The sequence below is a fragment of the Streptomyces hyaluromycini genome, from assembly GCF_002217755.1.
GTDB lineage: Bacteria > Actinomycetota > Actinomycetes > Streptomycetales > Streptomycetaceae > Streptomyces > Streptomyces hyaluromycini.
The window spans coordinates 93,607-119,695 of sequence record NZ_BCFL01000029.1 but is presented as its reverse complement, the minus strand read 5'-3'; the positions used below and the strand labels follow the sequence as shown (position 1 = coordinate 119,695).

At 72.1% G+C, this 26,089-nt stretch carries 26 protein-coding genes; 11 read left to right on the top strand and 15 right to left on the bottom strand.

Annotated features, from left to right (window positions below; translation table 11 throughout):
- The first annotated feature begins 64 nt into the window (after window positions 1-64).
- Window positions 65-670, top strand: a complete 606-nt coding sequence (locus SSP29_RS59185; protein ID WP_089105766.1) for a hypothetical protein — start codon at window positions 65-67, stop codon at window positions 668-670.
- Between the two features lie 48 nt (window positions 671-718).
- Here SSP29_RS59185 and SSP29_RS57180 read toward each other — a convergent pair whose 3' ends face one another.
- Window positions 719-1,201, bottom strand: coding sequence for a MarR family winged helix-turn-helix transcriptional regulator (locus tag SSP29_RS57180; RefSeq protein ID WP_245883477.1), 483 nt, complete (start codon window positions 1,199-1,201; stop codon window positions 719-721).
- 238 nt (window positions 1,202-1,439) lie between these two features.
- On the opposite strand from SSP29_RS57180, the gene SSP29_RS39510 reads away from it, so the two are divergent.
- Window positions 1,440-2,066, top strand: coding sequence for an isochorismatase family protein (locus tag SSP29_RS39510; protein ID WP_089105765.1), 627 nt, complete (start codon window positions 1,440-1,442; stop codon window positions 2,064-2,066).
- Window positions 2,067-2,104: 38 nt separating this feature from the next.
- Here SSP29_RS39510 and SSP29_RS39505 read toward each other — a convergent pair whose 3' ends face one another.
- Window positions 2,105-2,998, bottom strand: coding sequence for a 3-hydroxyacyl-CoA dehydrogenase (locus tag SSP29_RS39505; protein WP_150135778.1), 894 nt, complete (start codon window positions 2,996-2,998; stop codon window positions 2,105-2,107).
- Entirely contained in the window at window positions 2,998-3,966 is a 969-nt protein-coding gene (locus SSP29_RS39500) for a 3-hydroxyacyl-CoA dehydrogenase NAD-binding domain-containing protein (protein WP_089105763.1), read from the bottom strand. The genes SSP29_RS39505 and SSP29_RS39500 overlap by 1 nt, the downstream gene beginning before the upstream one ends.
- Window positions 3,967-4,396: 430 nt before the next feature.
- Here SSP29_RS39500 and SSP29_RS39495 point away from each other — a divergent pair, with 430 nt between their 5' ends.
- The 3 genes from SSP29_RS39495 to SSP29_RS39485 all read left to right on the top strand — a co-directional run bounded on the left by SSP29_RS39495 (window position 4,397) and on the right by SSP29_RS39485 (window position 7,773).
- Window positions 4,397-5,674, top strand: coding sequence for an acyl-CoA dehydrogenase family protein (locus SSP29_RS39495; protein WP_089105762.1), 1,278 nt, complete (start codon window positions 4,397-4,399; stop codon window positions 5,672-5,674).
- Window positions 5,675-5,705: 31 nt separating this feature from the next.
- Entirely contained in the window at window positions 5,706-6,923 is a 1,218-nt protein-coding gene (locus SSP29_RS39490; RefSeq protein WP_089105761.1) for a CaiB/BaiF CoA transferase family protein, read from the top strand.
- A 70-nt stretch (window positions 6,924-6,993) separates the two neighbouring features.
- Window positions 6,994-7,773, top strand: a complete 780-nt coding sequence (locus tag SSP29_RS39485) for a crotonase/enoyl-CoA hydratase family protein (RefSeq protein ID WP_089105760.1) — start codon at window positions 6,994-6,996, stop codon at window positions 7,771-7,773.
- A 28-nt stretch (window positions 7,774-7,801) separates the two neighbouring features.
- Here the strand turns inward: SSP29_RS39485 and SSP29_RS39480 are convergent, their stop codons facing one another.
- Window positions 7,802-9,073 (bottom strand): PucR family transcriptional regulator, encoded by a 1,272-nt coding sequence (locus tag SSP29_RS39480; protein WP_089105759.1) that lies wholly within the window; start codon window positions 9,071-9,073, stop codon window positions 7,802-7,804.
- Between the two features lie 140 nt (window positions 9,074-9,213).
- Between SSP29_RS39480 and SSP29_RS39475 the strand changes: the two genes are divergently transcribed.
- Entirely contained in the window at window positions 9,214-10,704 is a 1,491-nt protein-coding gene (locus tag SSP29_RS39475; protein WP_089105758.1) for a long-chain-fatty-acid--CoA ligase, read from the top strand.
- A gap of 8 nt (window positions 10,705-10,712) precedes the next feature.
- Here SSP29_RS39475 and SSP29_RS39470 read toward each other — a convergent pair whose 3' ends face one another.
- The 3 genes from SSP29_RS39470 to SSP29_RS39460 are packed head-to-tail and all read right to left on the bottom strand — an operon-like array spanning window position 10,713 to window position 13,470.
- The gene (locus tag SSP29_RS39470; protein WP_089105757.1) at window positions 10,713-11,300 is read right to left on the bottom strand and encodes a hypothetical protein; all 588 of its coding nucleotides are present in this window, start codon (window positions 11,298-11,300) and stop codon (window positions 10,713-10,715) included.
- Window positions 11,297-12,781, bottom strand: a complete 1,485-nt coding sequence (locus SSP29_RS39465) for a sensor histidine kinase (RefSeq protein ID WP_089105756.1) — start codon at window positions 12,779-12,781, stop codon at window positions 11,297-11,299. The genes SSP29_RS39470 and SSP29_RS39465 overlap by 4 nt, the downstream gene beginning before the upstream one ends.
- Complete coding sequence (locus tag SSP29_RS39460; RefSeq protein ID WP_089105755.1) at window positions 12,778-13,470, bottom strand: response regulator transcription factor; 693 nt, start codon at window positions 13,468-13,470, stop codon at window positions 12,778-12,780. Before SSP29_RS39460 ends, SSP29_RS39465 begins: the two co-directional genes overlap by 4 nt.
- Window positions 13,471-13,720: 250 nt before the next feature.
- Between SSP29_RS39460 and SSP29_RS39455 the strand changes: the two genes are divergently transcribed.
- Window positions 13,721-14,500: a DUF3152 domain-containing protein gene (locus SSP29_RS39455; protein WP_438363835.1), complete on the top strand. Its 780-nt coding sequence runs from the start codon at window positions 13,721-13,723 to the stop codon at window positions 14,498-14,500.
- 72 nt (window positions 14,501-14,572) lie between these two features.
- A complete protein-coding gene (locus tag SSP29_RS39450) occupies window positions 14,573-15,070 on the top strand; it encodes a MarR family winged helix-turn-helix transcriptional regulator (protein ID WP_150135777.1) in 498 nt (165 codons plus the stop codon).
- A gap of 46 nt (window positions 15,071-15,116) precedes the next feature.
- Here the strand turns inward: SSP29_RS39450 and SSP29_RS39445 are convergent, their stop codons facing one another.
- Window positions 15,117-15,560 (bottom strand): MarR family winged helix-turn-helix transcriptional regulator, encoded by a 444-nt coding sequence (locus tag SSP29_RS39445; protein WP_089105753.1) that lies wholly within the window; start codon window positions 15,558-15,560, stop codon window positions 15,117-15,119.
- Window positions 15,561-15,674: 114 nt separating this feature from the next.
- Here SSP29_RS39445 and SSP29_RS39440 point away from each other — a divergent pair, with 114 nt between their 5' ends.
- Complete coding sequence (locus tag SSP29_RS39440) at window positions 15,675-16,274, top strand: UbiX family flavin prenyltransferase (protein WP_089105752.1); 600 nt, start codon at window positions 15,675-15,677, stop codon at window positions 16,272-16,274.
- Window positions 16,274-17,767, top strand: a complete 1,494-nt coding sequence (locus tag SSP29_RS39435) for a UbiD family decarboxylase (protein ID WP_089105751.1) — start codon at window positions 16,274-16,276, stop codon at window positions 17,765-17,767. Before SSP29_RS39440 ends, SSP29_RS39435 begins: the two co-directional genes overlap by 1 nt.
- A 4-nt stretch (window positions 17,768-17,771) precedes the next feature.
- Here SSP29_RS39435 and SSP29_RS39430 read toward each other — a convergent pair whose 3' ends face one another.
- The 5 genes from SSP29_RS39430 to SSP29_RS57175 form a co-directional block, all read right to left on the bottom strand.
- On the bottom strand, window positions 17,772-18,743 hold the full coding sequence (locus SSP29_RS39430; protein ID WP_089105750.1) for an RNA polymerase sigma factor: 972 nt from the start codon (window positions 18,741-18,743) through the stop codon (window positions 17,772-17,774).
- 142 nt (window positions 18,744-18,885) lie between these two features.
- Window positions 18,886-20,247 (bottom strand): carotenoid oxygenase family protein, encoded by a 1,362-nt coding sequence (locus tag SSP29_RS39425; RefSeq protein WP_089105749.1) that lies wholly within the window; start codon window positions 20,245-20,247, stop codon window positions 18,886-18,888.
- 144 nt (window positions 20,248-20,391) lie between these two features.
- The gene (locus SSP29_RS39420) at window positions 20,392-20,979 is read right to left on the bottom strand and encodes a hypothetical protein (RefSeq protein WP_150135776.1); all 588 of its coding nucleotides are present in this window, start codon (window positions 20,977-20,979) and stop codon (window positions 20,392-20,394) included.
- A 366-nt stretch (window positions 20,980-21,345) separates the two neighbouring features.
- A complete protein-coding gene (locus SSP29_RS39410) occupies window positions 21,346-21,912 on the bottom strand; it encodes a hypothetical protein (protein WP_089105747.1) in 567 nt (188 codons plus the stop codon).
- 196 nt (window positions 21,913-22,108) lie between these two features.
- Entirely contained in the window at window positions 22,109-22,498 is a 390-nt protein-coding gene (locus tag SSP29_RS57175) for a cold-shock protein (RefSeq protein WP_089105746.1), read from the bottom strand.
- Window positions 22,499-22,741: 243 nt separating this feature from the next.
- On the opposite strand from SSP29_RS57175, the gene SSP29_RS57170 reads away from it, so the two are divergent.
- Complete coding sequence (locus SSP29_RS57170) at window positions 22,742-23,542, top strand: SAM-dependent methyltransferase (protein ID WP_089105745.1); 801 nt, start codon at window positions 22,742-22,744, stop codon at window positions 23,540-23,542.
- Between the two features lie 28 nt (window positions 23,543-23,570).
- On the opposite strand, the gene SSP29_RS39395 is transcribed toward SSP29_RS57170, so the two are convergent.
- Together SSP29_RS39395 and SSP29_RS39390 are read right to left on the bottom strand one after the other, a co-directional pair.
- Window positions 23,571-24,827 (bottom strand): putative hexosyltransferase, encoded by a 1,257-nt coding sequence (locus tag SSP29_RS39395; protein WP_150135774.1) that lies wholly within the window; start codon window positions 24,825-24,827, stop codon window positions 23,571-23,573.
- Window positions 24,824-25,999 carry a dolichyl-phosphate beta-glucosyltransferase gene (locus tag SSP29_RS39390; protein WP_089105744.1) on the bottom strand — a complete coding sequence of 392 codons (1,176 nt, stop codon included), beginning with the start codon at window positions 25,997-25,999 and terminating at the stop codon, window positions 24,824-24,826. The genes SSP29_RS39395 and SSP29_RS39390 overlap by 4 nt, the downstream gene beginning before the upstream one ends.
- Window positions 26,000-26,089: the final 90 nt, after the last annotated feature.

The window sequence follows — 26,089 nt, the reverse complement described above, 5'->3', positions numbered from 1 at the left end:
AGGGCGGACTCACGGTCACCGTCACCCGCACCGCCCGCGTCCGGCCGGTCTCCTGCTCCGCCGTGTGGCCCGGCCGCTCGCGGGTGCGCTGGCCGTGGTCGGCGTGGCCGTGTTCCTGCACCTCGACGTACCGCGGCCGGCCGGCAGCGCTTCCGGCGCGCGGCTCGGTTCGTCGCCCCCGGTTCGTCCCGCGAAGGGCCCCTGCGTGCTCCGTGCCGACCGGCTCGTACTCCGCGGCGCGCGGTTCCGCGGGGTGGTCTCGGTGCGCACCGGCGCCGGGACCGTCCGGGCCCTGAAGTTCACCGTACGGTCGCTGGACGCCGTCAACCTCGATCTGACGGCGGGCCGGGGCCGAGCGGCGATGCGTCTGCGGGCGAGGCCGGCGACCACCGCCACGCTCAAGGGGCAGGGGGCCGGCGGGGTGGCGACCCTCTACGTCCGCAGGCTGACCGGCAGGGTCACGGGCCTCGGCGGCGGACCGCTCCCGGCGGACCGCACCGTCGCCGTCACCCCCGACGCCGTACCCCACTGGCTCTCGCACCCACGCGCCCGCACCCGCACCATCACCCTCGCCGGGGCGACCGCCTCCCAGATCACCCAGTTCGGCGGGCGGCTGTCCATCAAGGGCCCGCAGCTGCGGACGACGGAACGGGGGCCGCACCGCGCATGACGCCGGGCGGGCCAGGTGCCCCGGCGGCGGAGCCGGGGCGGGCGGAGCTCAGGCGCCGTCGCCGGGTCCTGGTGGCCGTGTGCCGTGCGGGGACTCGGGCGGGAGTTCGGCCACGCTGCGCAGAGCCGCCTTGAAGGCGGCGTACTCCCGCTCGCCCAGTGCCCTCGCGTGGCGTTCCTCGATGGAGCGCATGATGGCGGCGGCCGCCGCCATCTGCAGCAGGCCGCGCTCGGTCGGACAGACCAGTTTGGCGCGGCGGTCCGCGGGGTCGGGCCTGCGTTCGACGTATCCCAGGTGTTCCAGGTCGTCGACGAGGGAGCCGACGACCTGCTTGTGCTGGCCGGAGGCGCGGGCGAGCTCGCTGGCCCGGATGCCGTCGGCGCGCAGGTGGGCGAGGACGGCGCCGGCGCGGGGCGCGATGTCGTCGAAGCCCTGCTCGGCGAGCGCGGTGAACAGCTCGCGCTGAACGGACATGAGGATCCGGGCGGCGAGCACGCCGAGGTCCGGTTGCGTGGCCGGGTGCCCGGTCAATGCCTCACTCCTCTCGTCGGTCGCCCAGCGCCGTGCTGGATCACCGGCGATTTTATGGGCCTGGCGCGCGGCGCACCGAGAAGGCCGCCCGGAGGCGGGGGCAGGGCCGGCCGGGGCGCGCTTGCGTTGCGGGTGAGACGGGTATAGCGTCGAAAGCAAATGGTCACCAAAATTGACTATCAAGGTCAGTGACCAAAAAGGCGGTGGCCCGACGCCGCCGACCCTGAAGGAGCGGAACATGAGTGAGCGCAGCAAGTTCCTGGAGCCGATCACCCGGGACAACGCCGCTGTGGTGCTGGTCGACCACCAGGTGGGCCTGTTGTCCGGCGTTCGGGACATCACGGTCGGCGAACTCAAGCACAACGTGGTGGCCATGGCGCGGGCGGCGGCGGTGCTGGGGATCCCGGTGGTCGCCACCACCACTGCGGCCGACAGCATGTGGGGACCGACCACCCCCGAGCTGGTCGAGGCCCTGCCGGCCGGACAGAAGATCATCGACCGCAGTACGGTCAACGCCTGGCACGACGATCGCGTCCGCGAAGCCGTGGAGGCCACCGGCCGACGGAAGCTGATCTTCGCCGGGGTGTCGCTGGAGGTGTGCGCGGCACTGCCCGCGATCGCCGCGACGGCCGCCGGGTACGACGCCTATGTCGCCGTGGACGCCTCCGGCACCTTCAGCCAGGCCAAGCGCGAGGCGGGACTGCTGCGCATGCAGCAGGCGGGCGTCGTCGTCAGTGACTACGCCACCCTCCTGGTCGAGGCACTGGCCGACAACGCACTGCCCGAGGCCGGGGCCTTCTACGCCGCACTCGACATGCCCTTCGCGGTCCTGGTCGGCCAGATCTCGGCGGCGCACCAGGCCTAGCCCGGGAACGTCCCGCGGGAAATCTCCGGGCACGGTTCTCACCCTTCGTGCAGAACGGCGTGGGCGATGCCCGTGAGGTTGCCCTGTGCGACGAGGATCTCCCGCCGGTCCGATCCGTCGAGGCCGGCCGCGTAGACGGTCCCGGCCAGGTCGGTCACGTACATGCGGTCACCGTCCGGGTCGAGGGCGATGCCGATGCCCTCCATGAGGTGGGTCACGAGGATCTCGTACGTCCACCGGCCGTCCGGCGGGTCGAGCGAGGCCCGGTTGACGGTGTTGCCCCTCGGCGGGTCCCCGCGGTCCGTCCAGTACAACGCCCGTGCCCTGACGTCGAGTTCGAGGTCGATCGGTTCCGGTAGGCCCTCGAAGAGCACCTCCACGTCGTCGCGCCGGTCCGGTGTCCGCCCGGCGGGCAGGGCGATGCCGGCGCGCAGGATCCTGCCGAGTCCCGCGTCGCTCGGACCCTTCTGGGACCAGTAGAGGTGTCCGCCCACGGGGTCGACGGCGACGCCCACGCACCACTTGGTCTCGTCCCGGCGGTCGTCCTCGCCCTCGCCGGTCCGGACGAGGGTCTCGACGTTCGAGCCGTCCAGGTCGCAGCGCATCACGCGCATGCCTTCGCGGTCACTCCAGTACAGCTTCCGGTCGGCCGCTTCGAGGTGGAGCTGCTTCGGGGTGTGCGTGGCACCGTCGGGGACGATCGTCGTCCGGTTGCCGCCGTCCAGGTCCACGCGCTCGACGGAGCCGTCGTTCTCCGTCGGGACGCCCATGTTCGTCCAGTACACGTACCCGGCGCCGGCGTCGACGGCGACACCGTCGGGGATCCGGCACCCGGTGACGAGGACCGTCTTGCCGGAGCCGTCGGGGAGCACGGAGAACAGGCGGCCGCCGCCGCTGGCCTCCAGCACGAACAGTGTGTCCCGGTCGTCCATCACGTCGCTTCCTTCGCGTCCGGCCCGGACGGGTCGTGCTGCGCGCGCACGGCCAGCAGGGCCGCGAGCATGGCGTCACGGCGGGCGGACAGCTCGTCGACCGAGTGGCCGTCCGCCTCCTTGAGGACACCGTTCACGATGGTGTCCCGGAGCTCGGGGGTGAACTCGGGGGTGCCCAACTGCTCCCAGAACCCGACCATGCGCGGCATGAGGGTGTCCATGAAGTGCTGGATGCCGCCCTCGCCGCCGCCGAGGTGCCACAGCAGGTGCGGGCCCATGACACCCCAGCGCAGCCCGGGGCCCCAGGACACCGCGTCGTCGGAGTCGGCCACGTCGAGCACGCCCTCCTGGACCAGGTACACGACCTCGCGGTACAGCGCGGCCTGGATGCGGTTGGCGACGTGTCCGGGGAGCTCCTTCTTCAGGTGGATCGGCTTCTTGCCGATCGCGGCGTAGAACGACATGGCGTCCCGGACCGTCTCCGGGGCGGTCCGCGTGCCGCCGACGACCTCCACCAGGGGGACGACGTGCGGAGGGTTGAAGGGGTGGCCGATGACGGTCCGCTCCGGGTGCCGGCAGTCGACCTGGATGTCACTCATCGTGATGCCCGACGAGCTCGACGCGATGATCGAGTCGGGTGGCGTGGCGTCGTCGAGGTCGGCGAACAGCTTCACCTTGAGCTCCGGGCGCTCGGGCGCGTTCTCCTGGACGAAGTCGGCGTCCGCGACGGCCTGCGGCAGGTCCGGGGTGAAACCCAGGCGGTCGGGCGAGGCGCCGGGCGCGAGCCCGATCGCGGCGGCCGCGTCCCACGCGCCCGCCACGTACGACCGCAGGGCCTTTTCCGCGGCGGGCGCGGGGTCGGTGGCCGTGACGTCGAAGCCACGGACGAGATAGTGCGTCGCCCAGCTGGCACCGATGGTGCCGGTCCCGACGATCGCCACGCGGTGAACGGGCCTGTGCGATGTCATGGCTGATCACTGCTCCTGGTCGTTGGCCACGGAAGGTGCGTGGTGGCGCCGTGCGGCGGCCATGGGACAACCCTCGGCCCGGGCGGGCACCGGCGCATCGGGCTGCGCGCCCAGGATTCGGGCGGGTTCTTGGTACCGCGGTACAGGGCCCCGGCCGGCGGCCCGCCGCGGTGCCCGGGACTCCCCGGTCGGCAACGCCTGCGCCGTTTCGGGTACTTGAGGGCCGGCACGGCCGGGTCGGAAGTGCCGGCGCCGGGTCCGCCTGCTGCGGGCTCGCCGCCCGATTTGGTGCAAGAGCACCAAATCGGGCAGCAATGTGGTGTTCCGCGCCCAGTGGCTGTGACTCCGCTGCCTCCTAGCGTCGTTCGTACTGACCCCATCGGATTCCCCATGGATCCCCTCTCGGATTCCCGATCGGAAGGAACGGCAGATGAAGGCGACACACGGCGCGGCAGCCGATCAGGGACACGCTCTCGCGAGCCCCAACGGGAACTCGTCCGGGGTGGAGCCGCCCGTTCTGGGCGGATCGGAGTTCTCCGACTACTTCCTTCTGGACAACCTGCTCACCGACGAGCAGCGGGCCCTGAAGAAGAAGGTCCGCGAGTTCATGGACCAGGAGGTCATCCCGGTCATCAACCCGTACTGGGAGCGGGCGGAGTTCCCCTTCGAGCTGGTGCCCAAGCTGGCGCAGCTGGACATCGCGGGCTTCCAGATCTCCGGGTACGGCTGCCCGGGGATGAGCAACGTGACGGCGGGCCTGGTGATCCTCGAACTGGCCCGGGGCGATCTGAGCATGTCGACCATGATGGGGGTCCACTCGGCCCTGGCCATGATGTCGGTCGCGCTGCTGGGCTCCGAGGAGCAGAAGCAGCGCTTCCTGCCGCCGATGGCGCGCATGGAGAAGCTCGGCGCCTTCGGTCTGACCGAGCCCACGCACGGCTCGGACGTGGTCAAGCTGGAGACGACCGCGCGGCGGGACGGCGACTCGTACGTCATCAACGGCCACAAGAGGTGGATCGGCAACGCGACCTTCGCCGACTACTCGATCATCTGGGCCCGCGGCGACGACGGGCATGTGGGCGGCTATGTCGTCGAGAAGGGCACGCCCGGGTTCGACGCCCAGGTCATCAAGGGCAAGACGGCCCTGCGCTGTGTCCAGAACGCACAGATCTCCCTCACCGACGTCCGGGTGCCGGCCGCGAACCGGCTGGCCAACGTCCACACCTTCCGCGACACCGAGAAGGTCCTGCTGGCCTCGCGCTTCTGCGTCGCCTGGGAGTCGATCGGGGCCGCGATCGCGGGCTACGAGACGGCCCTGGCCTACGCCAAGCAGCGCAAGCAGTTCGGGATGCCGCTGGCCGCCTTCCAGCTCATCCAGTACCGGCTCTCCCGGATGCTCGCGGACATCACCGACATGCTCTGCATGCAGCACCGCCTGAGCCAGCTCCTGGACGAGGGCGAGTACTCGATGCCCCGGGTCGCGCTGGCAAAGATGCACTACACCGAACGGGCCCGGGCCATCCTCGCCGACGCCCGCGACATGCTCGGCGGCAACGGGATCCTGCTCGACTACCACGTGGCCCGGCATCTGTGCGACATCGAGGCGATCGACACCTACGAGGGCACCGACACCGTGCAGGCGCTGATCGTCGGCCGTGACATCACCGGCTACAGCGCCTTCGTGCCCGCGGTGCCGAGCCACCACTGAACCGGCGCCCCATCGAGGACAAGGAGTCGTCATGAGCAGTACCCCCCTCCTTGAGGGACTGCACGTCGTCGATCTCGCGAGCTTCATCGCAGGGCCCGCCGCGGCCACCATCCTCGGCGACTTCGGCGCCGACGTCGTCAAGGTGGAACCCCCGGGCGCGGGCGACGCGTACCGTTCGCTCAGCCGCATGCCGCCGAACCCCCGCGTCGAGGGGGTCAACTACCCCTGGCAGCTGGACAACCGCAACAAGCGCAGCATCGCGCTCAACCTGAAGGCACCCGGCGCGCGGGCCGTGGTCGAACGCCTGGTGACCTGGGCGGACGTGCTGGTGACCAACTTCCCGCCGCACACCCGGGCCAAGCTGGGCCTGGACTACGACGACCTGGCCCCGCTGAACCCCCGGCTGATCTACGCCGATGTCACCGGCTTCGGCGAGGAGGGGCCGGACGCGAACCTGCCCGGGTTCGACGTGACCGCGTTCTGGGCCCGCAGCGGCCTCATGGACGTCACACGCCAGCACGAGGCGCCGCCGGCGATCAACGCGTTCGGGTCGGGCGACCACCCGACGGCGATCACCCTGTTCGCCGGGATCATGACCGCGTTGTACCGGCGGGAGAAGACCGGCGAGGGCGCACGCGTCACCGCCTCGCTGGTCGCCGAGGGCGCCTGGGCGGCCGGCATGTGGCTGCAGGCCGTACTGGTCGGCGGGAAGGCCCCCCGCCCGGTCGACAGGACCGACCCGCCGAACGCGCTCGCCAACGCCTACCGCACCGCGGACGACCGCTGGCTGCTGCTGGCCTTCGCCAACGAGGACAAGCAGGTCCCCCTCTTCCTCCATGCGATCGGCCACCCCGAGGCCGCCGAGAACCCGCACTACGCCGACTCGCAGAGCCGCCGCGCCCACGCCGCCGAGATCGCCGGCGTGCTGGACAAGACGTTCGCGGCCCGTCCGCTGGCCGAGTGGCGTCAGGTGCTCGACGCCGCTGGCCTCACCTACGGGGTCGCGCAGACCATCGAGGAGTTCGCCCACGACCCGCAGCTCGTGGCCAACGGGATCCTCGTACCGATCGACGACGGCGGCACCGATCCGCACCTGACCGTCGACAGCCCCGTACGGCTGGACCAGGAACCCAAGGTCCGTCCGCGTCCGGCCCCCGACCTGGGCGAACACACCGACGCGGTGCTCCGTGACATCGGCTTCGACGCCGCCGGGATCGGCGAACTGCACAAGGCCGAGGCCGTCGCCTGAGGCCAATGGCCCGACGGCACGAGACAAGGGCGCGGGGGACCGGCGCCAGGGAGAGAAGGGAAACCACGTCATGACCACGGCCACGAACGCACCGACCGTACGGACCGAGGAGGTCGACGGCATCTTCGTGATCACCATCGACCGGCCCCGGGCCCGCAACGCCATCGACGGGGCCACCGCACGGGCCCTCGCCGCCGCCCTCGACGAGCTGGAGTCCCGCGACGACCTCAGGGTCGGCATCCTCACCGGGGCCGGCGGCGTCTTCAGCGCGGGCATGGACCTCAAGGCCTTCGCGGCCGGCGACAAGCCCATCGTCGGCGGACGGGGCTTCGCGGGGATCACCCGCGCCCGGATCAGGACCCCGCTCATCGCCGCCGTCGAGGGCTATGCGCTGGGCGGCGGCACCGAGATGGCGCTCGCCTGCGACATGATCGTGGCCGCGCGGAACGCCACCTTCGGCCAGACCGAGGTCCGCTACGGCATCGTGCCGCCCGAGGGCGGCATGGTGCGCCTGCCCGAGCGCATCCCGCACAACATCGCGCTCGAACTGCTGCTCACCGGCGAGCCCCTGCCCGCCGAGCGCGCCGAGCGCTTCGGCCTGGTCAACGAGCTCACGGAACCGGGTCAGGCGCTCCAGCGGGCCCTGGAACTGGCCAGCAGCATCACGCTCAACGCGCCCTTGGCCGTGGAGGCCGTGAAGCGGGTCGTCAACGAGCGGCGGGCCTTCAGCGACGAGGACGCCTTCGCCGACCAGGACCTCATCGCCGACCCGGTGCTGGCCTCCCACGACGCCCAGGAGGGCGCCCACGCCTTCGCGGAGCGGCGTCAGCCGCACTGGGAAGGCCGCTGACCCGGGACGCCGACAGATGTCGCGCGTGTCATGCGTGCCGTTCGGCGTTCGTGCGCAGCAGTGTGGAGCCGAGGTACTGGACGGCGCGCAGCGCGATCTCCAGATCGGTGTGTTCCTTCTGGACCGGGTGCCCCATGATCTCCTCGGCTTTGCGGATGCGGTACTGCACGGTGTTCTTGTGCAGGATCTGGGTACTCGCGGTGGCCGTGTAGCTGCAGCCGCTGTCCAGGAATATCTGCGCGGTCTCGCGAAGGCGGGCGCTGTTCTCGTCGTCGAGGGCCAGCGGGCCGAGGACGTCCCACACCCAGGCACGGATGTCGTCGATGTTCGTCGCCATCAGGGCGATGGGAGCCACGGTGGAGAACTGCGTGAACCGGGGGACCGGATCGGCGACGGCCGCGAGTTCCTGGACGCGCAGCGCCTGCCGGTGGGTGGCGCGGAAGCCCTCGATGTCGTATCCGACGCCCCCGGCGCACATGCGGACGGAGGGATCGCCGCGCTCCAGCACGCTCGACACCTCGTGCCAGGGGACGTCGCTGTCCGGGCCCAGCGGCAGCCAGGCCCAGGACACGATCGCGTCCCGGGGGACGAACAGCGGGCGTGCGGCGCAGCCGAGTCTCCGGGCGAGCTCGTCGGTGATCCGGTGCAGCCGGGAGAGCCCCTCGCCCCCGTCCTTCGGCGTGGGCAGCCAGGCCACCAGCCCGAGGTGATGCTGGCGGAGCCGGTAACCGAGGGCCGGTTCGATCCGGTTGAGGTCGACGTCGCTCGCGGCGAGGATGTCGCGCACCCGGGCGGCGCGCGCCGCGGTCTGGCTGAGCAGCCAGTTGTCGCGTTCGTGCTGGTACTCCGCGATGACGTGCTCGGTGATCCGGTCGATGTAGCCGAAGCTCGTGTGCAGCATGCGCCGGTTGGTCGCGACGGCCAGATCCTCGGCTGCGTTCTGCCGGTTGAGTTCGTCCAGACACCACTGCAGAAAGCGCCAGTGCCCGATCCGGTAGGCCCTGATCAACGCGCTCAGGGGAATTCCCCGCTGTGCCAGTCTCCGCGCGTATTCGAGGGCGGCCGCGGGCCCCTCGACCTTTTCCAGGGGAATGTCGTTCTCGAAGACGTGCAGCAGTGTGCCGACGTTTTCCGTGATGCTCGCCCGCAGGATTTTCACGATGGTCGCGTCGCCCCTGAGCTCCGGTATCTCGGCAAGAACGTAGTCCCCGATGTCGCGGCCGACCTCCGGAAGATGTGACCCTACGTTCTCCGCGACCACGGACAGTTGTTTCACGGCCTCTGGGTGCTCCGCAGCCATGCCTCAAAGCTAACCGCAGAATGGTCCAACGGCACCAATTCGGGCCCCGGGGTCGTATCGCGAGCCCAGTGATTTGCCTGCCTTCCGGGCCTAGCCTCTGCTCATTCGAGCCCTTGAGAAGCGCTTGAGAAGGACGCGACATGAACCTCGCCCACCACGTGCCCGACAGTGCCCGGGCGCACCCGGACCGCCCCGCGCTCCGCATCGAGGACACCGCGGTCTCCTACCGCGCGCTCGACCGGAGCACCGCCCGCATGGCCGGACTGCTCCGCGACCGTGGCGTGAAGCCCGGCGACCGGGTCGCGCTCATGCTGCCCAACGTTCCCGAGTTCGCCGTCGTCTACTACGGCGTACTCCGGGCCGGCGGCATCGTCGTCCCGATGAACCCCCTGCTCAAGTCCCGTGAAGTCGCCTACTACCTCGGCGACTCGGGGGCCGGGCTGCTGTTCGCCTGGCACGACTTCGCCGACGAGGCGCACGCCGGTGCGCGGCAGACGGACGCGGAGGCCGTCGTCGTCCGTCCCGGCGCCCTCGACGAGCTGCTGGAATCGGCGTCTCCCCTCGACGAACTGACGGAGCGTCACGACGACGACACCGCGGTCATTCTCTACACCTCGGGGACCACCGGCCGGCCGAAGGGCGCCGAACTGACCCACGCCAACCTGGCCCGCAACTGCGACGTCGTGGCCGGTGAGCTGTTCCAGCTCACCGCCGACGACGTGATCTTCGGCGGACTGCCCCTGTTCCACGCCTTCGGGCAGACCTGCACCCTCAACGCCGCCGTGGCCTCGGGCGCGTGCCTCACCCTGCTGCCGCGCTTCGACGCGGCGCAGGCCCTCGGCATCCTCGACGCCCACGGGGTGACCGTCTTCGCCGGGGTGCCCACGGTGTACAGCAGGCTCGTACGGCAGCCCGGCAAGGAGAGCCACGACGTCTCCCGGCTGCGCGTGTGCCTCGCCGGCGGCGCCGAACTGCCCGTCCAGGTGCTGTACGACTTCCAGGCCGCGTTCGACTGCGTCGTGCTCGAAGGCTACGGACTGTCGGAGACCTCGCCCGTCGTCTCGGTCAACACCCTGCGGGCCGGACCCAAGCCCGGGTCGGTCGGCACCCCGATCCCGGGTGTCCGGGTGCGGGTGGTCGAGCAGGGCGCGGAGGTGCCGCGGGGCGAGACCGGCGAGATCGCGGTGCGCGGGCACAACGTGATGAAGCGGTACTGGCAGCGCCCCGAGGAGACCGCCGCCACGATCCGGGACGGCTGGCTGTACACCGGTGACCTCGGCCGGGTGGACCAGGACGGGTACCTCTGGATCGTCGGCCGGAAGAAGGACGTGATCATCCGCGGCGGGTACAACGTGTACCCCCGCGAGGTCGAGGACGTGCTCTACGAGCACCCGGCCGTCGCCGACGCCGCGGTCATCGGCCTTCCCGACCCCGACCTCGGCGAGGAGGTCGGTGCGGCGGTCGTGCTCCGGCCGGAGGCGCGGACGACGGCCGAGGAACTGCGCGCGTACGTCAAGGGCCAGGTCGCCGCCTACAAGTACCCGCGGAAGGTGTGGATCGCGGACACCCTGCCCAAGGGACCCACCGGGAAGATCCTCAAGAAGGAGATCGTGCCGCCGGCCGGTCGATGAGCCGGGTGTCAGGCGCCGGGGCACCCGCGGGCGGCTCCCCCGATGTGCCGGCCGCCGGGGAGCGTGACCGTCACCGGCTCGGGTTCGGCACCGGGGTCGGCTATCCGCTGCGCCGCGTCGGCAGTGCAGGCGAGCTGTGCGGCGGCGAGGCCGGGATCGCTCAACTCACCGGCGACGGCGGACAGTTCGACGGAGATCCGGTCCTGCCGAGCGGTCACCCGCAGGAAGTGCGCCCCGTCGGGAGCCTCCGGTACGGCGGTGCCACCCCCGCCCGGCGCCGGGGCGGCGGGGACCGCCGACGGCAGGCCCGTGAGCAGGGGCAGCCGTGTCGTCAGTCCCTTGCCGCGCTCCGCACCGGTCGGGCCCAGGAGCAGTTCCCGCAGCGCCGACTCGACGTCGCCCGGCGCGTCGGTCTCGCGCCGGACGGCGACCAGAGCGCCGTCCCGCACGAAGTACAGCCGCGTCTTCGGCACGACGCCACCGGCGGGACCGCCCGCCTGCACCACACCGGTCGTGGGGATGCCGCAGGAGGCCAGGACGCACACCGCCGCGGGGACCAGGAGCGCGAGACGGGCCCGCCGCCGGAGGCTCGTCACCGGTCCTCCCGGGCCGGTTCGCCGGCCGGCAGGGGGAGCCGTACGGTGAAGACGGCGCCGCCCCCGGGCCGGTTCGCGGCGCGGACCGTGCCGCCGTGCACCCGGACGTTCTCCGCGGTGATCGCGAGGCCGAGGCCGCTGCCCTCGGTGCGGGCGCGGGCGGCGTCCGACTTGTAGAACCGCTCGAAGACCTGCGGCAGCACGTCGTCCGGGATCCCGGGCCCGCTGTCCAGCACCTCGATCACCGCGAGCCGCGCCCCGCCGGGCTCCCCGCCGTCGTACAGGCGCAGGGCGACCGGCCGGGCGCCGTGCCGCAGTGCGTTGCCGACCAGGTTGGCCACGACGACGTCGAGGCGGCGCGGGTCCACGCGGCCGCGCAGGGTGCCGGGCGGCGGCAGGTCGCAGTCCACCAGGCCGGTCCAGGCACGGGCGTCCAGGGTGCGCCGCAGGGACTCGGCGAGGTCGATCTCGTCCAGGTGCAGCACCGCGGCGCCCGCGTCGAAACGGGAGATCTCCATCAGGTCGTCCACCAGCCGGGCCAGCTTCACGGTCTCCTCGCTGATCAGGCGGACGGCGGTGGCGGTGTCCGGATCCAGGCGGGCGGCGTCCTCGTCGAGGAGGTCGGTGACGGCGGACATGGCGGCGAGCGGGGTGCGCAGTTCGTGCGAGACGTCCGCGGCGAACCGGCGGGCCCGGGCCTCCATGCCACGCAGTTCGGCCACCGACTTCTCCAGTGCGGCGGCCGTCTCGTTGAACGTGTGGGAGAGATCGGCGAGTTCGTCGGATCCGTCCACGGCGAGCCGGGTGTCCAGGCGTCCCTCGGCGATGCTGCGGGTGGCGTGGCGCAGGGCCCGGACCGGGCGCAGCACCCCGCGGGCGGCGAGCAGCGCCAGCAGCACGGCGAGCGTCAGCGCGGGCACCGCGGCGCGTTCGGCGGCGGTGACCAGGGCGTCGACGTAGGCGCGTTCGGTGGTCTGCGGCACCGTCAGGAAGACATGGACACCGGAGGTGTACACGCCCTTGGCGGGCGCCCGGTCGAAGGTGACCGACATGCCGACGACGAGTGCGGTGCGGTCGCCGTCGGCCACCCGCTGGAAGACCGTGGCCATGCTGGAGCCGACGGCCTCGCGCACGGCGGGCGTCAGCTCCTCGAAGCGGTCGCCCGCGGCGGAGGTGGCGCTCAGGCTGCCGTAGGCGGCCAGCACCCGCCAGATCCCGGAGGGCTCCGAGCGGGCCACGTCCGACGCGAACCGGGCCAGTGCGGCCTCGTCCGGCGGGAAGGCGAGGCCCGGGGCGAGGCGGCCGACCTGCGTGCGCAGCTGCTGGATCACGGCGTCCTGGCTCTGCTGGAGGACGCCGGTACGGGCCTCGCGGAAGGTCAGGGCGCCGGTGGTGGCCGCGGTGACGGCGGCGACCAGCGTGAAGGCGAGCACCAGCCGGGTCCGCAGGCCGCGCAGCTGCGGGAGACGGGGGCGCCTCACCGGGCCGCGAACCGGTAGCCGAAGCCGCGCACGGTCTGGATGTGGCGCGGCTCGCGCGGCGGCTCGCCCATCTTGGCGCGCAGCCGCCGTACGCAGGCGTCCACCAGCCGGGCGTCCCCGTGGTAGCTGTGCTCCCAGACCGCCTCCAGGAGCTGCTGCCGGCTGAACACCTGACCGGGCGAAGCGGACAGGGTGAGCAGCAGCCGGAGTTCGGAGGGGGCGAGCGGGATCGGCACACCGCCGCGGGCGACCGAGAGGCCGGCCCGGTCGACGGACAGGTCCCCGTAGGTGTCGATCTTCGGTATGCCGCCCTCGGCGGGCGGGCCGCCCGCCCGGCGCAGCACCGCGCGCAGGCGGGCCTCAAGGACCCGCGCCCGCACGGGTTTGACCACGTAGTCGTCGGCGCCCGCCTCCAGGCCCACCACGATGTCCTCGTCGTCGCCGCGCGCGGTCGCCATGACGATCGGCAGGGTCTGGTCGAGGCCGCGGATCCGGCAGCACACGTCGAGTCCGGGCATCCCCGGCAGCATGAGGTCCAGCACCACGACGTCCGGCCGGAAGGACCGCACCCGCTCCAGCCCGTCCTCCCCGGTCGCCACGGCGGCGACCTCGTGGCCCTGGCGGCGCAGGGCGAGGGCCACCCCCTCCCGCACGGCGCGGTCGTCTTCGATCAGCAGAACGCGTGGCATGCGCTCAGTATCCGCATCGCATCCGCACAGCTGTGCGCTTGTTACGGGATGATCATATAAGCCCGCAACGCCGTGCCCGTTATCTCTTCGATATCGCTTGCGCCAGGTCCGATCACATTCCGATCACAGCCTGACGGTCATGACCACGCGCACAGCAGCTTCGCCCCGGGGCAGCCGCCGGAGCGGTCCCTCGCATGCCTCGCCCCGCAGAGGGAAGCGGAAGGGGCCCGTCTGGGGAGCCGTGGCCGCGCTGGCGGTCCTGGGCGCCGCCGGGTTCGCGGCCGTCGACGGGGGTTCGTCCGGCACGGGCGCGGCCCACGCCGGCGACCGGACCGGGCCCACCGAGCGGGCGCGCCCCGGGGGCCTCGGCGCCACCGGTCCGGCGCACGGCTCCCGGTCCCCGTCGCCCGGTCCGGCCGCCACCTCCGCCTCGCCCGGCCCCGGCACCTCGTCCACCCCGGAGATCCCGGCCACGGGACCGGGCACGTTCGTCACCGCGGCCGGCGGCAGCACCAGGGTCGGGTCCGGGACGGTCCTGCGCTACCGGGTCGACGTCGAGAAGGGCATCGACCTGTCCACGGCGGACGTCGCCCGGCAGGTCGAGCGGATCCTGGCCGACCGGCGCGGCTGGACCGCCGACGGCCGCTCGGCGTTCGAACGGGTGTCGGGCGGTCCGACCGACTTCGTCGTCCGGGTCGCGACGCCCGGGACGGTGGACAGGATCTGCGGGGAGTACGGGCTGGACACCGGCGGCGAGGTCAACTGCGACGTGGGCCGGCAGGTCATGGTGAACCTCAGGCGCTGGCTCCTCGCGACCCCCGTCTACGCCCGGCGCGTCAAGGACTACCGGGCGCTGATCATCAACCACGAGGTCGGCCACTTCCTCGGCCACGGCCATGTCGGCTGCCCGGGTGCCGGACAGCCGGCTCCCGTGATGATGCAGCAGATCAAGGGCATGCACGGGTGCCTGCCCAACGTCTGGCCGTACGACGAGAAGGGGCGGTACCTGACCGGACCGGCGGTGTCCTGACCCGGCCGCCGACGCGGTGCGCCCCGCGGCGGGCATGACGTGAAGGCTCAAGTGAGCTGGTACGCTCCCGGCGTGACCGCCCCCGACCAGCCCCGACCGGACGACGAGCATGCCGACCGGTGGCTCGCGCCCGCCGAACTGGCCTCGTGGATGTCGGTGGTCCGTCTGGTCAACCGGCTGCCCTGGGCGCTGGACGCCCAGCTGCAGCGGGACGCGGACCTGAGCATGGTCGAGTACATGGCCATGGCGATGCTGGCCGAGACACCCGACCGGACCCTGCGGATGAGTGTGCTGGCCGAGGAGACCAACTCGTCGCTGTCCCGGCTGTCGCACCTGGTGAAGCGCCTGGAGAAGCGTGGTTACGTCCGGCGGGAACCGGACCCGGCCGACGGGCGCTTCACCAACGCCATCCTGCTGCCCGACGGCATGCGCAAGCTGGAGTCGGCCGCGCCCGCCCATGTGGCCAACGTCCGGCACCTCGTCGTGGACAACCTCTCGCCCGAGCGCCTTCGCCGGCTCGGCCAGGACGCCGAACGCATCCTCGGGCGGATCGACTCGCCGGTGCGCTGAGCGCACCACGATGACTTGAGCGTTAAGGCAACCGTACGACCACTGTCTACTGCTCGCGGCCCGCGTCCCCGAGTTCCCTGAGCAGCAGGGTCAGGGTCGCCAGCCGGTCGGGGCCGAGCAGTTCCTCTATCCAGCGGCTGGTCTCCTGGGCCTGCTCGCGGCCCAGGGCCGTGCGTTCCCGCCCGACGGGAGTCAGGGCGATCAGCTGGCGGCGGCGGTTGCCGGGGTCCGTGTTCTTGGTGACCAGACCACGCGCCACGAGCCGGTCGAGCAGGGGAGTGAGCGTCGAGCGGTCGACCGCGGCGAGGGCGCCGAGCGTCTTCTGGTCCAGGCTCCCGCGTTCGTCCAGGATCTGAAGCACGGCGAACTGCGGCGGCGTCAGGTCGCCGCTGCGCAGCTGCCACGAGGCGTTCACCGCCTGCGAGGCCCGTCGCAGCTGGTGGGCCATGCCGTCTTCCAGCGTTCCGTCGTATCGCGCACCACTCGTCATGGGCCCAGATTACCTCCGTGCACTGTCATTCCGCACACGGAGCGTTTGCCATCGCAAGGCGGGTGGTCTAGATTGATCCGTGTACGGACTTACCGCGTACGGAAGGTGTTTCCCATGCCGCGACGAGTGATCTTGGGGATGACGGGGGCGACCGGCGCCGTCTTCGGTGTCGAACTGCTGCGCAGGCTGCGGGAGCAGCCGGACGTGGAGACCCGTCTCGTGCTGTCCCAGTGGGCCAGGGCGACCATCCATCTGGAGACCGACCTCTCGGTGCGCGACGTCACCGACCTGGCCGACGTGACGTACGCGTGGAACGACCAGGGCGCGGCGATCTCGTCCGGCTCGTTCCCGGTCGACGCCATGATCATCGCGCCGTGCAGCATGAAGACCCTCGCCGGGATCCGCACCGGATACGCCGACGGCCTCATCCCGCGCGCCGCCGACGTCACGCTGAAGGAACGGCGGCCCCTGGTGCTCGTGCCGAGGGAGACCCCGCTCAGCGAGATCCATCTGGAGAACATGCTCGCGCTCTCCCGCATGGGAGCGCGGATCGTGCCGCCGATGCCGGCCTTCTACAACCGCCCGCAGACCATCGACGACCTCGTCGGGCACATCGCCGTCCGCGTGCTGGACCAGATCGGCATCCAGGTGCCGTCGGCCCGGCGCTGGGACGGAATGCCCCGCCAGTCCGAACCGAAAGGAGCGACCAACTGATGGCCGCCACCGATGACTTCCGGTCCTACCTCGCCGCGCTCGAAGAGCTGGGCGACCTCCAGCGCATCTCCCGGGTGATCGATCCCGACCTGGAGGCGTCCGCCGTCACCCGGCGCTCCACCGAGAACGGCCGCCCCGCCCCGTTCTTCGAGCACCTCAAGGGGGTCGCCGAGGGCTTCCGCATGGTCGGCGCTCCCGGCGCCCTGTCCAGCATCCCCGGGCATCCGCTGGCCCGGATCTCCCTCTCGCTCGGCCTGCCCCACACCACGACCGCCGCCGAACTGGTCGAAAGGCTCGCGCGGGCGGGCACCGGGGAACTGCTCCCGCCTCGGCGGGTGGCGTCCGCCGGCGCGCCCTGCAAGCAGCACGTCCTGACCGGCGAGGACGCCCGGCTCGACCGGTTCCCGATCCCGTTCGTCCATCAGGCCGACGGCGGTCCCTACGTCAACACCTGGGGCGTCGTCGTCGCCAGGACGCCGGACGGCCGCTGGACCAACTGGGCCATCTCCCGGATCATGCAGATCGACGACCGGCACATGACCGGACTGGTCCTGCCGGGCCAGCACCTCGGCATGATCTGGCGGGAGTGGGAGGCACTCGGCCAGCCGATGCCGTACGCGCTCTTCCAGGGCGGTGACCCGGGTGCCGCCGTCGTCGGCGGTATGACCGTCCCGACCGAGGTCGACGAGGGTGCGTACCTCGGAGCGCTGCTCGGCAGGCCGGTCGACGTGGTGAAGTGCGAGACCAACGACCTGGAGGTGCCGGCCTCCGCCGAGGTCGTCATCGAGGGCCACCTGTCCGCGACCCGCGACGCCGTCGAGGGGCCGTTCGCCGAGTTCCACGGCTGGGCGCTGCCCGAGACCTCGCCGCAGCCGCTGTTCGGCATCGAGGCGATCACCTACCGGGACGACCCGATCTGGCCGCTCGCCCCCGCCGGACGGCCCGTCGACGACTCGCACGTCGCACCCGCCGCCGGCATCTCCGGCGAGGTCGTCGCGGAACTGCGCAAGGCCGGGCTGCCCGTCACCACCGCCTGGCTGCCGTTGCGCGCCGCCTGCTTCTGGACGGTGATCACGGTCCCGTCGAACTGGCGCGACCTGCTGCCCGGCATGGACACCGCGCGGTTCGTGCACCGCATCGGCGAGGTGCTCAACGGCACCCGCGTCGGCCGGCTCTCCCCGGTCGTCTACGTCCTCGACGACGACGTGGACCCGGCGAACGACTCGGACCTGCTGTGGGCACTGGCCACCCGGGTGCACCCGACGCTGCGTCAGGAGCAGTGGCACGGGCCGATCATGCCGTGGTACCCGTGCTTCACCGAGGAGGAACTGCACAGCGGCTGGGGAGCCGTCGTCGTCCATGACGCGCTGCTTCCTGCGGAGGGCCACGGACGGGCCCCGCAGGCCAACTTCGAGGGCGTCTTCCCGGCGGACCTGCGCGCCAGGGTCCTCGCCGCCGAGGCCGAGCCGGCCGAGGCCGGCCCCGGCGCCTGACGGGTCACAGCACCGGGAGCCGCTCCATCGCCCGGAGCGGCCGCGGATGGAACAGGCGCAGCCGGTGCACCCGGCCGGCCTCGTCCAGGGTCATCAGCCAGGCCACGGTGGGCGGGCAGTGCCCGGGGTCGTCGGACGGGTTGACGATGTCCATCTCCCAGACGGCCAGCGACCGTCCGGCGACGGCATGCGCGAGGCGCTGCCGCACCCCGGCGGCGATGTCACCGTCCATGGCACGCACCAGCAGCTCCCCGCCCCCGACCCGGTCACCGCCCCTGAGCAGGGCGACCTCGGGGGACCAGCGTTCCGTGAGCAGCGCGCCGAAGTCCCCGCTCTCGGCGGCGGCGAGGGTCTCCCGGGCCTGGGTACGGCTGTCCCGGGTGCGCCGCGCGGTGTCGCCGTGCGCGGCGTCCGCCGTGCCGGCCAGGGCCGCCGCGAGCTTGGCCCGGCCCTGGCTGAGCCGGCTGCGGACCGTGCCGACGGGGATCCCGCAGACGTCGGCTATCCCCTCGTACGAGGTGACACTCGTGGTGAAGTGGCGCAGTACCAGCGGCAGCCGCAGCGTCGGGGAGAGTTCCTCCAGCGCCGCCCAGATCCAGTCCCGCAGCGCGCTCTGTTCCAGCCACTGCTCCGGACCCGCCTCCGCGGACGGCAGGTGCAGGCCCTCCTCCACCGGCCGGACCGGAACCGCGTCCCGCAGCAGGGAGCGCGCGGCGTTGCGCACGATCATCCGCAGCCACGCGCCCACCGCCCCCGGATCACGGACGTCGCCGATCCGCCGCAGCGCAGTCAGCGCCGCGTCCTGCAGGACGTCCTCGGTGTCCGGGCCCGGCCCGAGCAGGCTCAGCGCCACCGCGCGCATACCCGCGCGGTGGCGTTCGAGCAGCAGCCCCAGGGCGACGACCTCGCCCGCCTGCGCGGCCCGGGTGAGCACCGCGTCCTCGACGCGCGCGGCCTCGGCCGTCTCCCGGATCATGAGGCCGCACCGGCGAAGGAGGGGGTGGAGGCGGATGCGGCTGCGGGACCGGGTGCCGAACCGGCATCAGGTGGTGTGTCCTTCCGGTGCCCGGACCGGAGCAACCGCATCTTCTCGGCCTCCCTCTTCTCGCGGGTTCCGGCTAGTCCTCGTCGCCGAGTTCCGGCAGCCAGCTGCCGTGGAAACCCGCCGGGACAGCGTAGGGGAGTTCCACCACCGCCTGCTCGGACAGGTCCGTGGCGTCGAGGACGAGCAGTTCCCCGGCCTTGCCGTCGTCGTCGGAGACGAGCGACAGCAGCCAGCCCTCGTCCTCGCTCCGGCCCTTCACGGCCGGGACGAACACCGCCTCACCCGCGTAGCGGGCGCCGGGCGTCGCATGGACCCGGGTGGTCCCGCCGGTGAGGTCGTGCTTGGCTATGCCGTCACCGGAGACCGTGTACAGGTAGCGGTTCTCGCGTCCGGTGAGGGTCTCGTTGTGGGTGGGGAACTCGGCGTCCCGGTCGTCCAGCCGGCGCTCGGCGGCCTTGCCGGTGGCCGGGTCCAGCGTCCAGCGGTACAGCACCGCGGGCGCCTGGAGGAGGCCCGGTTCCGGTACGACGGCCACGCCGGTGGGCCCGCCGATGTCGCCCCAGGCGTGCTCGAACCGGTCGTGGTCGTAGCGCACCGCGTCGAGGACGATCCGTCCCTCGGCGTCCTCGTAGGCGTTGCCGACGTGGAAGACGTAGCAGGGGTCGACGTCGAACCAGCGCACCTCGGTGCTGCCGGGCGTGCGGGACATGATGCCGAGCCGGGCGCCGTAGCCGTCGTCCCACTGGTAGGGCATGCCGCCGTGGCCTGCGAGTTCGGGCCGGAAGACGACGGGCAGGTCCATCCAGACGATGTGGTGCTCGGTGATGGCGAAGTCGTGCATCATCGTCGGGCCCGGCACCTCGACCGGGCGGCTGTCGACCAGCTCCCCCTGCGCGGTGACCCGGTGGTAGGTGAGATACGGCGGGGCGAACCCGGTGCCGAACAGGTGGAGTTCGCCGGTGACCGGATCCTCCTTGGGGTGCGCGGTCATCGACGTGGTCAGCTTGCCGCCGAAGTCGTACGGCCCGACGGTCTCCAGCGCCGGGGTGACCCAGTAGGGGAAGCCGACCTCGCACAGCGCCAGCACCGTGTCCGCGTGCCGGATGACATGGGTGTTGCCGGGTGTCGCGGTCAGGTCGAAGGTGCCGTCCTCGCGGACGAACGGGTGGCCCTCCAGCTCGCGGGTGCGGATCCACCGGTTGCGGTACCACTCGGCGTGTCCGTCGCGCAGCCGGAGGCCGTGGAGCATGCCGGGGCCGGTGAACCAGTGGCCGTTGTCCTCGTCGGGCAGCGGGTTGGGGCCGTTGCGCAGGTAGCGGCCGTCCAGTTCGGGCGGGAGCGTGCCGCGCACGGTGAGGTTGAAGGCGCTGTGCTCCTCGGGGACCGGGGCGAACCGGCCCCGGAGGTAGAGGGGCGTGGTGGTCTCTTCGGTCATGGTGCTTTCCTTGTCCGGGCCGGCAGGGCGGTGCCGGCCCCGTGCTGGATCAGGTCCGGAGCGGTCGGGCGGTGGCCGGGCGGAAACCCGGCCTGCTGCTCGGCGTTCGGGATCCCGGACGCCGTGCGGAGCCGTGGCGACGGGTCACCGGGGTGCGGACGACAGACCCTGGGACGCCAGCAGGCGCCGCTGCACCCGCTCGGGGTAGACCTTCGTGAAGACGATCGGGGCGGCCAGGCCGATGACGTGGGCGGTGATGCCCACCCAGGCCGGGGCGTCCACCGCGTTGCCGATGGCCAGGGCGACGGCGATGAAGGTGAAGCCGGCGCCCCAGGAGCTGGTGATGTAGTTGTTGACCTGGAGGAACTCGGGCATGTCCCAGTACTCGCGCGGCGTCTGGCGCTTGGCGATGCCCAGCGTGAAGGGGCGGCGGATCGCCATGGAGCCCCACGCGGTGGCGGCCAGCCAGGCGAACGAGAGGACGTCCGTGTGGTCCTTCAGCCCCGAGTCCGGGTTGCTGATGGAGACGCCGCCGATCACGAGGAAGTACAGGATGGTGCTGGCCTCCAGGATCAGCGCGTCGAGGTCGACCCCCCGACGGCGGTCCTGGAGCAGCAGCACCAGCCCCGAGAGGACACCGGCGACAGCGCCCCAGCGCCAGTCGACGAAGCCCGACACGACGCCGGCGACGATCCAGGGGACGAAGCCGCGCAGATAAGCCATGAAACCCATTGAATGTTCCTTGCTGAATCAATTGGACGGCGCTGGAGGGGGGTTGCTCCGCGGCCGTTCGAGAACCGACGCGGACAAGATGCAGGACGAGCGCCAAAGTTCGACCGCGCGAGTGTGACCCTCGTCACGATGATGTTTGGATGGCCGGACACGCCCGCTGTCGTGCTGACCGGCGTGATGCGTGCGGGGGCACCGCGGGACACCTGGTGGCGTCGGCTGCGCCGCCGGACCGCCCAACGGCCGTACCCCTACGCGGTGTTGCACGGGTGCCTCGCGGTCGCCGAGTCCCTCGCGGACCTCGTCGCCGGCCACGGCTCGGTCCCGCGGACGCCGCCTCCGGCACCGGCTACGTGCAACTCGCTCTGGTCATAGGGCCGTTCTGATGTCGGCGGGCATCCCTTCCGGGTAGACGTAGGCGCCGTGGCCGTCGAAAAGGCGGGAACGGCGGAGCGCCGGATTCTCGGGACCCAGGTACGGTTCAGCGTCCGTCGCTGCCGCGACCCACGAGCGGTCGGGGCGCGCACCTGGAACCATGCCTTGGTCGGAGTCACCGACAAGCCGGTCCGCGAGCAGGGTGTGCAGCTGGAAGTTGTCCCCGACACCGCTCATCGTGAGGGCATACCCCCTACGCGCACGCGGGTTGAGGACGACCAGAGGCTCGTCGTCGAGGACGGCAGCCAGGTCTCTGACCCAGGCGGCGTTCTGCGACCGGTCGGCGACCGCTGCGGCGTGCTCCCGCAGCTCGGCCTTGACCTCAGTGGGTACCGCTGCCCGGAAGAGACCGTGCCCCAAGACGGTGATCAGCGCCTTGAGCCAGTCCTCCATGTCGAACCAGGACATGGCGATCCGGGTCATGTCCCCCTTGTCCGGACGCCCTTGCGGTCTGGCCAGGGTGACAAGAGCCTGCACCAGCTGCTTCGTACTGGCGCTCACCTGTTCCGGCAGCGGCCGCCCGGGAGCCGCTTCGGCCCAGCACCCCGGGACCAGAAGCCGGCCGCGGCCCGCAGGGTGGGCCCGTCGGTCAACGACAGGGCCGCCCTTGCGGCGGGCGGCCGGGTGCTCCGCATGCGCGATGCGTGAACGCGACACGTGGACGCGACGTGTGAACCGGCCGTCCGCCGCGGGCGGGTCAGCCCTCGATCCAGCCGTGGTTCTTGGCGAACTGGGCCAGCGCGCCCCGGACCCGCACGATCTCCTCCGCGGTGAGCGTGGGCGCCGACGCCAGCAGCGTCTCGGTGACCTCGCGGGTGAACTCGTCCGCGCTGAGCAGATCGCACAGCGAGTCGTCGTCCGGCCCGAGCGTGCGGACGTCGGCTCCCCGGGCGAGCCGGACACCGGACGCCTTCGGACCGCGTTCGCCGGCCTCGATCTCGAACTCCACGGCCACGCCGGGGCGGACGTACGACTCCGACATCTGCATGTCGTTCACATGCAGGAAGACGTCCTCTCCGCCACCGTCCGGAGCGATGAACCCGTACCCGCGCGAGCTGTCGAACCGCACCACACGACCAGAAACCATGTGAAACCCCCAACCAAAACCAAACCGGGCCACCTGCCCGGACACCTGGGCCCGATGGTAGTCAAGTCCGGCCCGGTCGGTCGACCGGGCCCGTCGGCCGGTGCCGCGGGCGCGCTCCGCACGATGTCCGGGAGGGCGGACGGAGGGGGAACTCGGTGCGCCGGAACAGAAGTTGATATGGAAAGCTGTCGCCAGCCGTCGGTGGGCCAAGGGGAGCCGGGACGGTCGTTGAGAGGAGCGCACGTGACGCAGGACGGCAACGGGTCCGTGGAGATCGACACCAGCAGGCCGCATCCGGCGCGGATCTACGACTACCTGCTGGGCGGCAAGGACAACTACGAGGTGGACCGCAAGGCCGCCGACCAGCTCGCCGCCGTCGCGCCCGAGGTGTGGATCTCCGTACGGGCCAACCGCGGCTTCCTGCAGCGCGCGGTCCGGCACGTCATCGACAGCGGCGTCCGCCAGATCCTCGACATCGGCACCGGGCTGCCCACCTCACCGAACGTGCACGAGATAGCCCAGGAGCTGGCGCCGGGCGTCCGCGTCGCCTACGTCGACAACGACCCGATCGTGAAGGCCCACGGCGACGCGCTGCTCAGCCGGGCCGGCACCACCAGCATCGTCCTCGCCGACCTGCGCGACCCGCAGTCCGTCATCGACCACCCCGAGGTGCGCCGGATCATCGACTTCGACGAGCCGGTCGCCCTGTTCCTCGTCGCCATCCTCCACTTCGTCCGCGACGAGGAGGAGCCCGAGCGGATCGTGGCCACCCTGCGCGACGCGCTCCCGGCCGGCAGCTTCCTGGTGCTCTCGCACGCCACCGACGACTTCGCCGACGACCGCAGCGAGGCCCAGGCCGTCTACAACAACGCGACCGCCTCCATGAACCTGCGCCCCCGGGCCCGGGTCGAGGGTTTCTTCGAAGGGTTCGAGCTGGTCGAACCCGGCGTCGCCCAGGTCCCGTTCTGGCGCCCGGAGACCACCCCGCCGGCCGGCTCCGAGGAGATCGGCTTCTACGGCGGAGTGGCCGTCAAGAAGGCCTGAGCCGTGGTCGAGCGGGACTGAGCTGTCGTCAGGGCACTCCGAGCTCGAACAGGGCGTAGCCCGCGTACGAGCCGGAGGCCAGCGCCGCGATGCCCAGCAGAACGCAGAGGCAGGGCAGGCTGATCCGGCGCAGTGCGACCGCCAGGGGGACGAACAGCGGGAAGGCGGGCAGCAGATAGCGCGAGACGTTCGCGAAGTACTGCTGACTGCCCAGCACCAGGGCGAGGGTGAGCACCGTGTGGACGACCAGCACCGCCGGCGGCCGCAGCCGGAACAGCAGCGGCAGCAGTGCCAGGTCCAGCAGGACCACCGCGACCCCGATGACGTCCGCGAAGGGGAGCGCGAAGAGATAGCCGAAGTGGCCCACAGGGACGGACGTCAGGACGTCCAGGGTCTGTGCGCCGTAGTCGAACTCGTGCCCCCACGCCCCTGACTGGAGCTCGAAGTAGCCGCCGTAGTCGCCCATGCGGTGGCCCACCCAGCCCAGGTAGCCGAGCAGACCCAGCGGGGCCACGAGCATCGCGGTCAACGGACGGGCGACGCCGTCCGCGCGTCGGCGCAGCGCGAGGAGCGCGGCCACGGCGAGCGCGGCGATCAGGGCGGCGGCGGTGGGCCGGTTGAGGCCGGCCGTGAAGGTCAGCGCCCCCGCCGTCAGCCAGCGGCGGGTCAGCAGGGCGTACAGGGCCCAGGCGGCCAGGGCCACGTACAGCGAGTCGGAGTAGACCGCCCACTCCACGCCGGAACCCGGCCACACGGCCCACAGCCCGGCCGCCGCAAGTCCTGCCCGCCGGCCGCCGAACCACGCGGCGACGGCGGAGATCCCCAGCGCCGCCGCGAACGACGCCACGACCGACACCAGCAGCCCCGCTCCGAACGGGCCGAGCCCGGTGACCTCCATCGCCGTCCGCATCAGCGCCGGGTAGAGCGGGAAGAACGCGGCCGAGTTGCCCTGGAGGGTGATCAGGCCGGTGGCGCCGGGGACCGGTACCAGCGCGGGGTGATAGCCGTGCAGGGCGATCTGCTGGTACCACCAGCCGTCCCAGGTGCCCAGCACGTCCCAGGTGTGCGCGCCACCCCCGAACCGCGGATGCTTCCTGCGGAAGTCCCCGGCCGAGTCCAGCAGATACATGAAGGAGCCGAAGCCGACGAGCTTCAGCACGCCGTACAGCGCGAGGACCGGGCCGTGGCGGCGGACCGTGTCGCGCAGGTGCCGGCCGAGGCCCGGTGCGGCGGTTCCGGGGGCGGCGGCGCGGTGCGGCGCGCTGCTCTTCAGGGTCGTGGTCATGAGGCCGTGGACTCCGTCCGGCGACCCCGCCGGCCGAAGGCCGACCGGGCGAGGACGAGGGACAGGTGGGCGGTGGCGAGTGCGGCCAGTTCCGCGCGGAGTCCGGCGGCGGGGACCGTGTGCCGCAGGACGGCGAGCGAACCGGCGGTGAGTGCCAGACGAGCGGCCAGGGCGGGCGGGGCGGGCCGCGGGAGCCGGCCGCGAACCGGCAGGGCGAGCGTCCAGCAGGCCAGCAGGGACAGCGCGTTGGCCACCTGCGCGGCGGCGGCCGGGCGCAGCGCCGCGTACAGGAGCAGATGGGCGAGAGCCATGACGGCCGCGGGGACGACGTACGGCCGTGGCGGCCGCCCCGACGGCAGCGCGCCTCGCCCTGACGGGAGCGCGCCCGGCCCCGCCGGCTTGGCGCCCCGCGCCGGCGACAGCGCGACCCTCGCGATGCCGCGCAGATCGGCGAGCGCCGTGGACACCAGCGCGACCCGGCTGTCGGGGTCGTCCACCCAGTCGACCGGCACCTCGTGGATCCGCAGCCCGGCCCGCTCCGCGACCACCAGCAGCTCGGTGTCGAAGAACCACGCGGAGTCCCGCACCAGCGGCAGCAGCCGCGCGGCGGCGTCCCGTCGTACGGCCTTGAACCCGCACTGCGCGTCCGAGAACCCCACCGACAGCGTGCAGCGCAGCAGGACGTTGTAACAGCGGGAGATGGCCTCCCGCTTGGGGCCCCGCACCACCCGGGCGCCGGGCGCCAGCCGGGTGCCGATGGCCAGGTCGGAGTGGCCCGAGAGCAGCGGGGCGACGAGCGGCAGCAGCGCCGCGAGCCCGGTCGACAGGTCCACGTCGAGATAGCCGACGACGGGCGCCGTCGACGCCGACCAGACGGCCCGCAGGGCGCGGCCGCGGCCCTTCTCGGCCAGCCGTATCCACTCCACCTCGGGCAGCTCGGCGGCGAGCCGGGCCGCGATGAGCGGGGTGGCGTCGGTGCTGGCGTTGTCCGCGACGGTGATCCGGAAGGGGTATGGGAACGTCTCCCGCAGATAGGCGTGGAGCCGCCGCACACTCGGCTCCAGGTCCGCCTCCTCGTTGAACACCGGTACGGCCAGGTCGAGGACCGGCTCGTCATGGTGCGTCGGAGACGGCGGCGCAGGCACCGGGAGCGTGGCCCGAGGATGATTCATGGCGTTTTTTCGCATTCGCTCTCGTTCTCGGGGCGTGCCGAGGACACACCCGGTGGTGGGGCGGTGGGGTGGTGGGTAAGGGGTGCGGCC

Bases quoted from the DNA above. Each gene is read 5' to 3' on its own strand.
- SSP29_RS39510 (WP_089105765.1), top strand. From the start codon at position 1,440: ATGAGTGAGCGCAGCAAGTTCCTGGAGCCGATCACCCGGGACAACGCC.
- SSP29_RS39505 (WP_150135778.1), bottom strand. From the start codon at position 2,998: ATGGACGACCGGGACACACTGTTCGTGCTGGAGGCCAGCGGCGGCGGC.
- SSP29_RS39500 (WP_089105763.1), bottom strand. From the start codon at position 3,966: ATGACATCGCACAGGCCCGTTCACCGCGTGGCGATCGTCGGGACCGGC.
- SSP29_RS39495 (WP_089105762.1), top strand. From the start codon at position 4,397: ATGAAGGCGACACACGGCGCGGCAGCCGATCAGGGACACGCTCTCGCG.
- SSP29_RS39490 (WP_089105761.1), top strand. From the start codon at position 5,706: ATGAGCAGTACCCCCCTCCTTGAGGGACTGCACGTCGTCGATCTCGCG.
- SSP29_RS39485 (WP_089105760.1), top strand. From the start codon at position 6,994: ATGACCACGGCCACGAACGCACCGACCGTACGGACCGAGGAGGTCGAC.
- SSP29_RS39480 (WP_089105759.1), bottom strand. From the start codon at position 9,073: ATGGCTGCGGAGCACCCAGAGGCCGTGAAACAACTGTCCGTGGTCGCG.
- SSP29_RS39475 (WP_089105758.1), top strand. From the start codon at position 9,214: ATGAACCTCGCCCACCACGTGCCCGACAGTGCCCGGGCGCACCCGGAC.
- SSP29_RS39460 (WP_089105755.1), bottom strand. From the start codon at position 13,470: ATGCCACGCGTTCTGCTGATCGAAGACGACCGCGCCGTGCGGGAGGGG.
- SSP29_RS39445 (WP_089105753.1), bottom strand. From the start codon at position 15,560: ATGACGAGTGGTGCGCGATACGACGGAACGCTGGAAGACGGCATGGCC.
- SSP29_RS39440 (WP_089105752.1), top strand. From the start codon at position 15,675: ATGCCGCGACGAGTGATCTTGGGGATGACGGGGGCGACCGGCGCCGTC.
- SSP29_RS39435 (WP_089105751.1), top strand. From the start codon at position 16,274: ATGGCCGCCACCGATGACTTCCGGTCCTACCTCGCCGCGCTCGAAGAG.
- SSP29_RS39430 (WP_089105750.1), bottom strand. From the start codon at position 18,743: ATGATCCGGGAGACGGCCGAGGCCGCGCGCGTCGAGGACGCGGTGCTC.
- SSP29_RS39425 (WP_089105749.1), bottom strand. From the start codon at position 20,247: ATGACCGAAGAGACCACCACGCCCCTCTACCTCCGGGGCCGGTTCGCC.
- SSP29_RS39420 (WP_150135776.1), bottom strand. From the start codon at position 20,979: ATGGGTTTCATGGCTTATCTGCGCGGCTTCGTCCCCTGGATCGTCGCC.
- SSP29_RS57175 (WP_089105746.1), bottom strand. From the start codon at position 22,498: ATGGTTTCTGGTCGTGTGGTGCGGTTCGACAGCTCGCGCGGGTACGGG.
- SSP29_RS39395 (WP_150135774.1), bottom strand. From the start codon at position 24,827: ATGACCACGACCCTGAAGAGCAGCGCGCCGCACCGCGCCGCCGCCCCC.
- SSP29_RS39390 (WP_089105744.1), bottom strand. From the start codon at position 25,999: ATGAATCATCCTCGGGCCACGCTCCCGGTGCCTGCGCCGCCGTCTCCG.